This window comes from Streptomyces sp. NRRL WC-3549, assembly GCF_000721935.1.
Lineage (GTDB): Bacteria > Actinomycetota > Actinomycetes > Streptomycetales > Streptomycetaceae > Streptomyces.
Genome location: NZ_KL585400.1, coordinates 32,008 through 38,763 on the forward strand (window position 1 = coordinate 32,008; position 6,756 = coordinate 38,763).

The window sequence follows — 6,756 nt, forward strand, 5'->3', positions numbered from 1 at the left end:
CCGAGTGGCTGACGTACCGCTTCGACGAGACGTCGGCCTCCGCCGCGAAGGTCGCGCTCATGGACGACTACGAGAACCAGCAGGAAGCCGCAGCCTGATGTCCCCCGCCCCGCAGCCCCGGGTCACGATCGGGGTGAGCCTGAAGATGTACTTCGGCCACCACCAGACCCTCAACTGGGCCCGCTCCGTCGCGGACCTGGCCGCCCGGCACCCCGCCGTCACGGGCGGCACGGCCGAGCTGTTCGTGCTGCCCGCCTTCCCCGCCCTGGTCCCGGTCACCGGCATCCTCGCCGGGACCCGGGTGCTGACCGGCGCCCAGGACCTGGCGGCGGAGGACTCCGGCCCGTACACCGGCGAGGTCAGCGGCGCCCACCTGCACGAGATCGGCGCCCGCTACGCCGAGGTCGGCCACGCCGAGCGCCGCCGTCTCTTCGGCGAGGGCGACACCGTCGTCGCCGCCAAGACGGCCGCGGCCCTGCGCAACGGCCTCACCCCGGTGCTCTGTGTCGGCGAGCTCGACCACGTCTCCCCGGACGAGGCGGCCGCCCGCACCGTCGCCGAGGCGGAACGCGTCCTGGCCACCGCCGCGCACGACGGCCCCCTCGCCCCGGTCGTCCTCGCCTACGAGCCGCAGTGGGCGATCGGCGCCCCCCGCCCGGCCTCCCCCGACCACATCCGCACGGTCTGCCGGGCCCTGTCCGACTGGCTCGCCGGCCGGCCCGGACTGTCACGGCGGCAGCGCGGGCCCCGGCCTGCTCACCGAGCTCGGCACGGGCGTCGACGGCCTGTTTCTGGGCCGCTTCGCCCACGACCCGGCGGCGGTCGGACGCATCCTCGACGAGACGCTGGAAGGGGCGGCGGCATGTCCTACGGCCTGAGCACCTACGCCTACTTCTGGCGCCTCTCCGAGAAGGCCCCCCGGCCCCTCACCCTCGACGAGATGCTCGCCGACACCCGCGAACTGGGCGGCGAGGTCTTCCAGATCTGCGACTACCCGCGGATCGAGGCGTACGACAACGCGGCCCTGGACGCGCTGCGCGCCACGGCGGCCGTATACGGCATCACGCTGGAACTGGGCACCCGGGGCGTACGCCCCGACCACCTCGCCCGCTACCTGCGCATCGCCCGCCGCCTGGGCGTCCGGCTGGTCCGCTCGATGCTGAACACGGCGGACCACCGCCCGACCCCCGCCGAGGCCACCGCCCTGCTGCGCGAGACGGTCCCCGCCTACGCGGCGGCGGGCGTCACGCTGGGCCTGGAGACGTACGAACAGGTCTCCACCGACGACCTGCTGGCCGTCGTACGCGGTGTGGACAGCCCGCACCTGGGTGTCGTCCTCGACCCGGGCAACAGCGTCGCCCGGCTGGAACGCCCGGTGGACGTCATCGACGCCACCGCCCCCCACGTGGTGAACATCCACGTCAAGGACTTCTCCTTCTCCCGCCGGGACGGCTGGGTCGGCTTCACCTTCGCCGGCTGCCTCCTCGGCGAGGGCCTCCTCGACTACCGCCACATGATCGACACGGTCGGGCCGGACGAGCGGGGCGTCAACCAGATCGTGGAGCACTGGCTCCCCTGGCAGGGCGGTTTCGAGGAGACCGCCCGCCTGGAGGACCAGTGGACCCGGCACAGCATCACCACCCTTCTGAGGAGCAAGTAATGGCCACCGAATCCAGGACCGTCGCCGTCATCGGGGCCGCAGGCAAGATGGGCCAGCGGGTCTCCAACAACCTGGTCAAGAGCGGTTTCACGCCGCTCTTCGCGGAGAACTCCCCGAAGGGCCAGGAGCTGATCCGCGAGCTCGGCCGCGAGCTGACGGACAGCGCCGACGCCGCCGCCCGGGCCGACGTCGTGATCCTGGCCGTCCCGGACGTCATCCTCGGCACGGTCTCCGAGCAGCTCGTCCCGCTGATGAAGCCCGGCGCGATCCTGCTCACCCTGGACCCCGCCGCCGCGTACGCCGGTCTGCTGACCCGCCGCGCCGACGTGGCCAACGCGGTGGCGCACCCCTGCCACCCGTCGGTCTTCCTGGAGCGCACGACGAAGGAGGAGTGGGCGGACACCTTCGGCGGAATCGCCGCCCCGCAGGAGGTCGTGGCCGCCTTCGAGCCCGCCACGGAGTCCCCGGACCCGGCGGCCCACGAGCTGGCCGAGGCCGTCATCTCCACCATCTACGCCCCGGTGGTCGAGGTGCACTGGGTGACCGTCAAGCAGCTCGCGGTCCTGGAGCCGACCCTGGTCGAGACGATCGCCTGCATGGTCGGCGCCCTGCTCACCGAGGCCCTGCACGAGACGGTCCACACCGTGGGCGTCCCGGAGAAGGCCGCCCGCGCCATGCTGCTCGGCCACACCCAGGTCGCCCTGGCCAACACCCTCAAGGGCGACAACCCGTTCTCCGACGCGTGCCTGATCGCGATGGACTACGGCCGCGAGTCGATCGTGCGCGAGGACTGGAAGAACGTCTTCAAGGACGAGGAGCTGGACAAGGTCATCACGCGGATGCTGCGGATCAAGGAGATCAACCGCTGATCCGGACCTGACACCGGATCAGTCGCCGGGTCGCCCCGGCGCGTACGGGCCGGGCTCTCCACCCTCCTGGTGGTGAGCCCGGCCCGTTCGCGTGCCCGCTTCTCAGGCGCCGAGGATGCGGGAGAGCCCGTAGTCGAAGCGCTCGTCGAAGGACGTCTCGCCGAAGTGCGCGGCGGCCCGGGACAGCGACGGGTACGCGCCCGTGGCCAGGCTCCGCGTGAAGGCCGCGCCCAGCGCCTCCGGCTGTGCCTGTTCCTCCTGGGCCAGCCCGAGAGTGAAATAGACCAGGGTCCAGGCCGTCCACACCGCCTCCTGCTCCCCCAGCCCGCCGGCCAGCAGCGCCTGGACCATCAGCTCGGCGAACCGGAGCGTGGCGGGCTCGGCCGCGTACGTACCGGCCACGATCCTGGCCCCGTCGCGGTGGGCCAGCAAGGCCCGGCGGTAGCGGTGGAACAGCTCGCGGACGCGCGGCTCCCAGGGCTCCGGCAGCCCGTCCAACGGCACCTCGGCCAGGATCGCGTCCGCCATCAGCTCCAGCAGCCGGGCCTTGGTCTTCGCGTGCCAGAGCACCGTGTTCATCCGGACGCCGAGCCGGTCCGCGATGCCCCGGATCGAGAGCCCGTCCGCGCCCTTCTCGTCCAGCAGCTCCAGGGCCGCCCGCACCACCGTCCCGGGGTCGAGCCGGGTCCGGGCCGCGTCGTCCGCTTGCTTCTTGGTCACCGACCTAGTCTACTGGGCGAACGGGCATTGGTCACTGACCAAGAGAGCCCCCGTCGAAGGCCGAGGAGCCGTCATGGAACACACCGTCCCGGAACACACCGTCCCGGAACACATCGCCACCGACCGCGTCATCATCGCGGGAGGCGGGCCCACCGGCCTGTGGGTCGAACTGCGCCTGGCCGGGACCCCCGTCACGGTCCTGGAGGCCCGGCACGAGCGGGACCCGCATTCGAAGGCGCTCACCCTCCACCCGCGCACACTGGAGGTCCTGGCCTTCCGGGGCGTGGCGGAACCCTTCCTCGCCGAGGGCCGGCGCATCCCCAGCGGCCACTTCGGCGGGCTGGACGACCGCATGGACTTCGCCGTCCTGGACACGCCCTACCCGTTCACGCTCGCCCTGCCGCAGGCCCGTACCGAAGAACTGCTGGAGGCGCACGCGGTGGCGGCCGGTGCCGACCTGCGACGCGGGCACCGGGTGACCGGTCTCACCCAGGACGCGGACGGGGTGAGCGTCGAGGCGACCGGCCCCGACGGCCCGTACACCCTGCGTGCCGCGTACGTCGTGGGCTGCGACGGCACCCGGAGCACCGTCCGTGAGGCGGCCGGGATCGCGTTCCCCGGCACCGACGCCACGACGTGGGGCTGGCTGGGGGACGTGGTGCTGGACGATCCGCCCAAGGGCGCGGTGTACGCCGCTTCGGGTCCGGCCGGTGGCGTCATGGCCGTCCCGATGCCGGGCGGTCTGCACCGGATCGTCGGCGGCGACCCCGACAGCAACGGCCCGGACCACCCCGGCGAGCTCACCCTCGACGCCCTGCGCGCCAAGGTGACCCGGATCGCCGGTACGGACTTCGGCATGCGCGACCCGAGCTGGCTCTCCCGGTTCGGCAACGCCACCCGCCAGGCCGCCGCCTACCGCCAGGGCCGCGTTCTGCTCGCGGGCGACGCCGCGCACATGCACTACCCGGCCGGAGGCGTGGGCCTCAACGTCGGCGTGCAGGACGCCACCAACCTCGGCTGGAAGCTGGCCGCGACGGTGGCGGGCACGGCTCCCGGCGCACTCCTGGACAGCTACCACGCCGAACGCCACCCGGTCGGCGCCGACCTGCTCCTCAGCACCCGGGCTCAGACGGCCCTGATGAACGCCCAGTCACCGGAGGGCCAGGACCTGCGCACCCTGCTCAGCCAACTCGTCGCCACCGTCCCCGCGTTCTCCCGGAGCCTGGCCGAACGCCTCTCCGCGCTCGCCGTCACCTATCCGCCCACGCCCCCCGGCCACCCGCTCACGGGCCACCGCGCCCCGAACCTCGAACTCGCGGGCTCCCCCGACCTGTTCACCGCCCTGCGCCCCGGCCGGTACGTCCTCCTCGACTTCACCGGCACCCCGGCCCCCGTCTCGGGTCCCGGCGTCGTCCCGCACACCGCGCCCCGGCCGGCGGACCGGCCCGCCTGGTCCACCGTGCGGGCCGCGCTGATCCGCCCGGACGGCCACGTCGCCTGGGCGAGCGACGAGCAGGACGCCGGGGCCCTGGAGGCGGAGATACGGACGGCCGTGTCCGCCACCACCGGGCTCGGGGTGGACGCCCCTTAAGGCCAGAGGCACTCCGCCCACACCGTCTTGCCCACCCCGTTCCGCTCCACCACCCCCCACTTCGCGGCCGGCGCGGCCACCAGCGGCAGCCCGTACCCCGACGCGGCCCCCTCGGCCGGCTCGCACGACTCGGGCCGCCGCTCGCCCCGGGCGTCGGACACCTCGATACGCAGCGTGTCCGCGAACCGCAGCAACCGCACCTCGAAGTCCCGCCCGGGGACCCGCCCGTGCAGCACGGCGTTGGACGCCAGCTCGGCCACGATCGACGCGACGTCGTCGGACAACCCGCTCCCGTAGGGCACGCCCCACGCGTCGAGCTGCTGCACCACCAGCCGCCGCGCGAGCCGCGCTTCACGACGGGTCGCGCTCAACCGCTGGACGAAGTGAAAACCGCAAGGGTGATTTCGGCGTTCATGTGACTCAGCGTGTCCGGTTCTCCGTACGCTGACCAGCAGTGACCGCACGACTCCCATCCGCTGTACGAAGATGCTGGGAGAGCAATGAACACCGAGCGACTGCACTGGTTCAAGAGCAGCTACAGCGGTGGCGAGGGCGGCACCTGCGTCGAGGTCGCCTACGCCTGGCACAAGTCCAGCTACAGCAGCGGCGAAGGCGGCGCCTGCGTAGAGGTCGCCACCTGCCCCACCACTGTCCACATCCGCGACTCCAAGGTCACCCACGGACCGCACCTCGACGTGGCGCCCACCACCTGGACCGCGTTCGTGGCCTACGCACAGCGGTACTGAACGCACGGACGACCGTGACCCCCATGTGATCGCCACCCCGTACTCTCCAGCCGGTCAGGAAATTGGCGGGGTGCGATCACATCGGGGGACGTTCATGACATACCGGCGCGCGGTGATACCCGCACTGGTCGGAGGAGTACTGCTCACGGCGCTGCTGTGGTGGGCCGGGGCGAGCGTGGAGGCGCTGCACCTCCAGGGCGCCACCGACGCGCTCGGCGGCCGGATGGTGGCCGATCTTCAGTACTGGCTCTCGCCCTGGGCGTACGACCCGCCCGAAGCGCTCCGGCTCGGTAGCGGAGGACTGGGCGACACCGGGGTGGACGGCGCCCGGTACCTCTCGCTGCACGAGACCGGGATGCAGGTCCGGTTCGCGGCGCTGTTCGTCTTCTTCGTCCCCGGGGCGCTGCTCCTGGTCCGCAGGCTGCCGCCGGTGAACCGCCGGGCCGTGGTCACACTGCTCGCGGTGTGGGGCTGGGGCACGGTGGCCGGGATGCTCGCGGTGACCGTCTCGGCACCGTGGCTGATCGTCTCGTCCGGGCGCGGCAGTTACCGGTTCCTGCCGCAGCTGGCGAGCATGATGTCGTCCGGCCAGCAGATCACCGTGGTGGCCGCGCTCGTCACGGCGGCGGTCACGGTGCTCGTGGCATGGATCACCGCCAAGGGCGCGGGTCCGCTGCCGCTGGGCGTCTGTCTCTTATACACATCTGTCCTCGGTGGTGCTCTCGTACCACCGGGTGGCGGCCTCCTTGCAGACGGTCCCCCTGTCCGGCCGGCTGCTCTCCGAACCGGGCGATCTGCTGCGCAAGTTGCTCCTGCTCGGCTACTGGGCGCCGCCCACGGACGGGGCGTTCGGCCACTGGCTGCTGTACCGCCTCGGTGACGTCCTGCTGCTCGCCGTGGTGTGGTGGGCGCTGCGGCTGCTGCCCGTGCTGCTCACCCGGGCCACGGTGCCGGCGACGGCGGTCGGGGCGGTCTGCGCGACCGTCGTCGGGCTGCTGGTGAACCAGGTCTGGCAGTCCGCGGTGACCTCGGCGGACTCCGGCACGCGGTGGGGCTGGCAGCACTTGAGCGGCGCTCTCGGCGGCGGGGTCCCGGCGGCCCTGCTCTGGGGCCTGCTGGCGGGCGTCACCGCCACCGTCACCCTGCGGCTGGCCGGGGGCCGCCCGGAAA

Annotated in this window: 7 protein-coding genes and 2 pseudogenes; 7 read left to right on the forward strand and 2 right to left on the reverse strand. The window is 72.8% G+C overall.

Annotated features, from left to right (window positions below):
• The first annotated feature begins 97 nt into the window (after nucleotides 1–97).
• From IH13_RS37625 to IH13_RS0115925, 3 genes and pseudogenes are all read left to right on the forward strand, one after another.
• A pseudogene (locus IH13_RS37625) lies at nucleotides 98–878 on the forward strand (triose-phosphate isomerase family protein).
• Entirely contained in the window at nucleotides 863–1,660 is a 798-nt protein-coding gene (locus tag IH13_RS0115920) for a sugar phosphate isomerase/epimerase family protein (RefSeq protein WP_031084946.1), read from the forward strand. Before IH13_RS37625 ends, IH13_RS0115920 begins: the two are co-directional and overlap by 16 nt.
• A complete protein-coding gene (locus IH13_RS0115925; RefSeq protein ID WP_031084947.1) occupies nucleotides 1,660–2,529 on the forward strand; it encodes a phosphogluconate dehydrogenase C-terminal domain-containing protein in 870 nt (289 codons plus the stop codon). The genes IH13_RS0115920 and IH13_RS0115925 overlap by 1 nt, the downstream gene beginning before the upstream one ends.
• 102 nt (nucleotides 2,530–2,631) lie before the next feature.
• Here the strand turns inward: IH13_RS0115925 and IH13_RS0115930 are convergent, their stop codons facing one another.
• Nucleotides 2,632–3,249, reverse strand: coding sequence for a TetR/AcrR family transcriptional regulator C-terminal domain-containing protein (locus IH13_RS0115930; RefSeq protein ID WP_031084949.1), 618 nt, complete (start codon nucleotides 3,247–3,249; stop codon nucleotides 2,632–2,634).
• A 73-nt stretch (nucleotides 3,250–3,322) separates the two neighbouring features.
• Here IH13_RS0115930 and IH13_RS0115935 point away from each other — a divergent pair, with 73 nt between their 5' ends.
• On the forward strand, nucleotides 3,323–4,840 hold the full coding sequence (locus IH13_RS0115935; RefSeq protein ID WP_051835853.1) for an FAD-dependent monooxygenase: 1,518 nt from the start codon (nucleotides 3,323–3,325) through the stop codon (nucleotides 4,838–4,840).
• Here the strand turns inward: IH13_RS0115935 and IH13_RS0115940 are convergent.
• Nucleotides 4,837–5,211: an ATP-binding protein gene (locus IH13_RS0115940; protein WP_037841471.1), complete on the reverse strand. Its 375-nt coding sequence runs from the start codon at nucleotides 5,209–5,211 to the stop codon at nucleotides 4,837–4,839. The genes IH13_RS0115935 and IH13_RS0115940 overlap by 4 nt on opposite strands.
• Before the next feature lie 129 nt (nucleotides 5,212–5,340).
• On the opposite strand from IH13_RS0115940, the gene IH13_RS0115945 reads away from it, so the two are divergent.
• The 3 genes and pseudogenes from IH13_RS0115945 to IH13_RS45775 all read left to right on the forward strand — a co-directional run.
• Nucleotides 5,341–5,586: a DUF397 domain-containing protein gene (locus tag IH13_RS0115945; RefSeq protein WP_031084953.1), complete on the forward strand. Its 246-nt coding sequence runs from the start codon at nucleotides 5,341–5,343 to the stop codon at nucleotides 5,584–5,586.
• A 94-nt stretch (nucleotides 5,587–5,680) separates the two neighbouring features.
• Nucleotides 5,681–6,466, forward strand: coding sequence for a hypothetical protein (locus IH13_RS37630; RefSeq protein WP_324605186.1), 786 nt, complete (start codon nucleotides 5,681–5,683; stop codon nucleotides 6,464–6,466).
• Nucleotides 6,393–6,756, forward strand: a pseudogene (locus IH13_RS45775) (hypothetical protein); the annotation flags it as partial. The gene IH13_RS37630 and the pseudogene IH13_RS45775, both read left to right, overlap by 74 nt.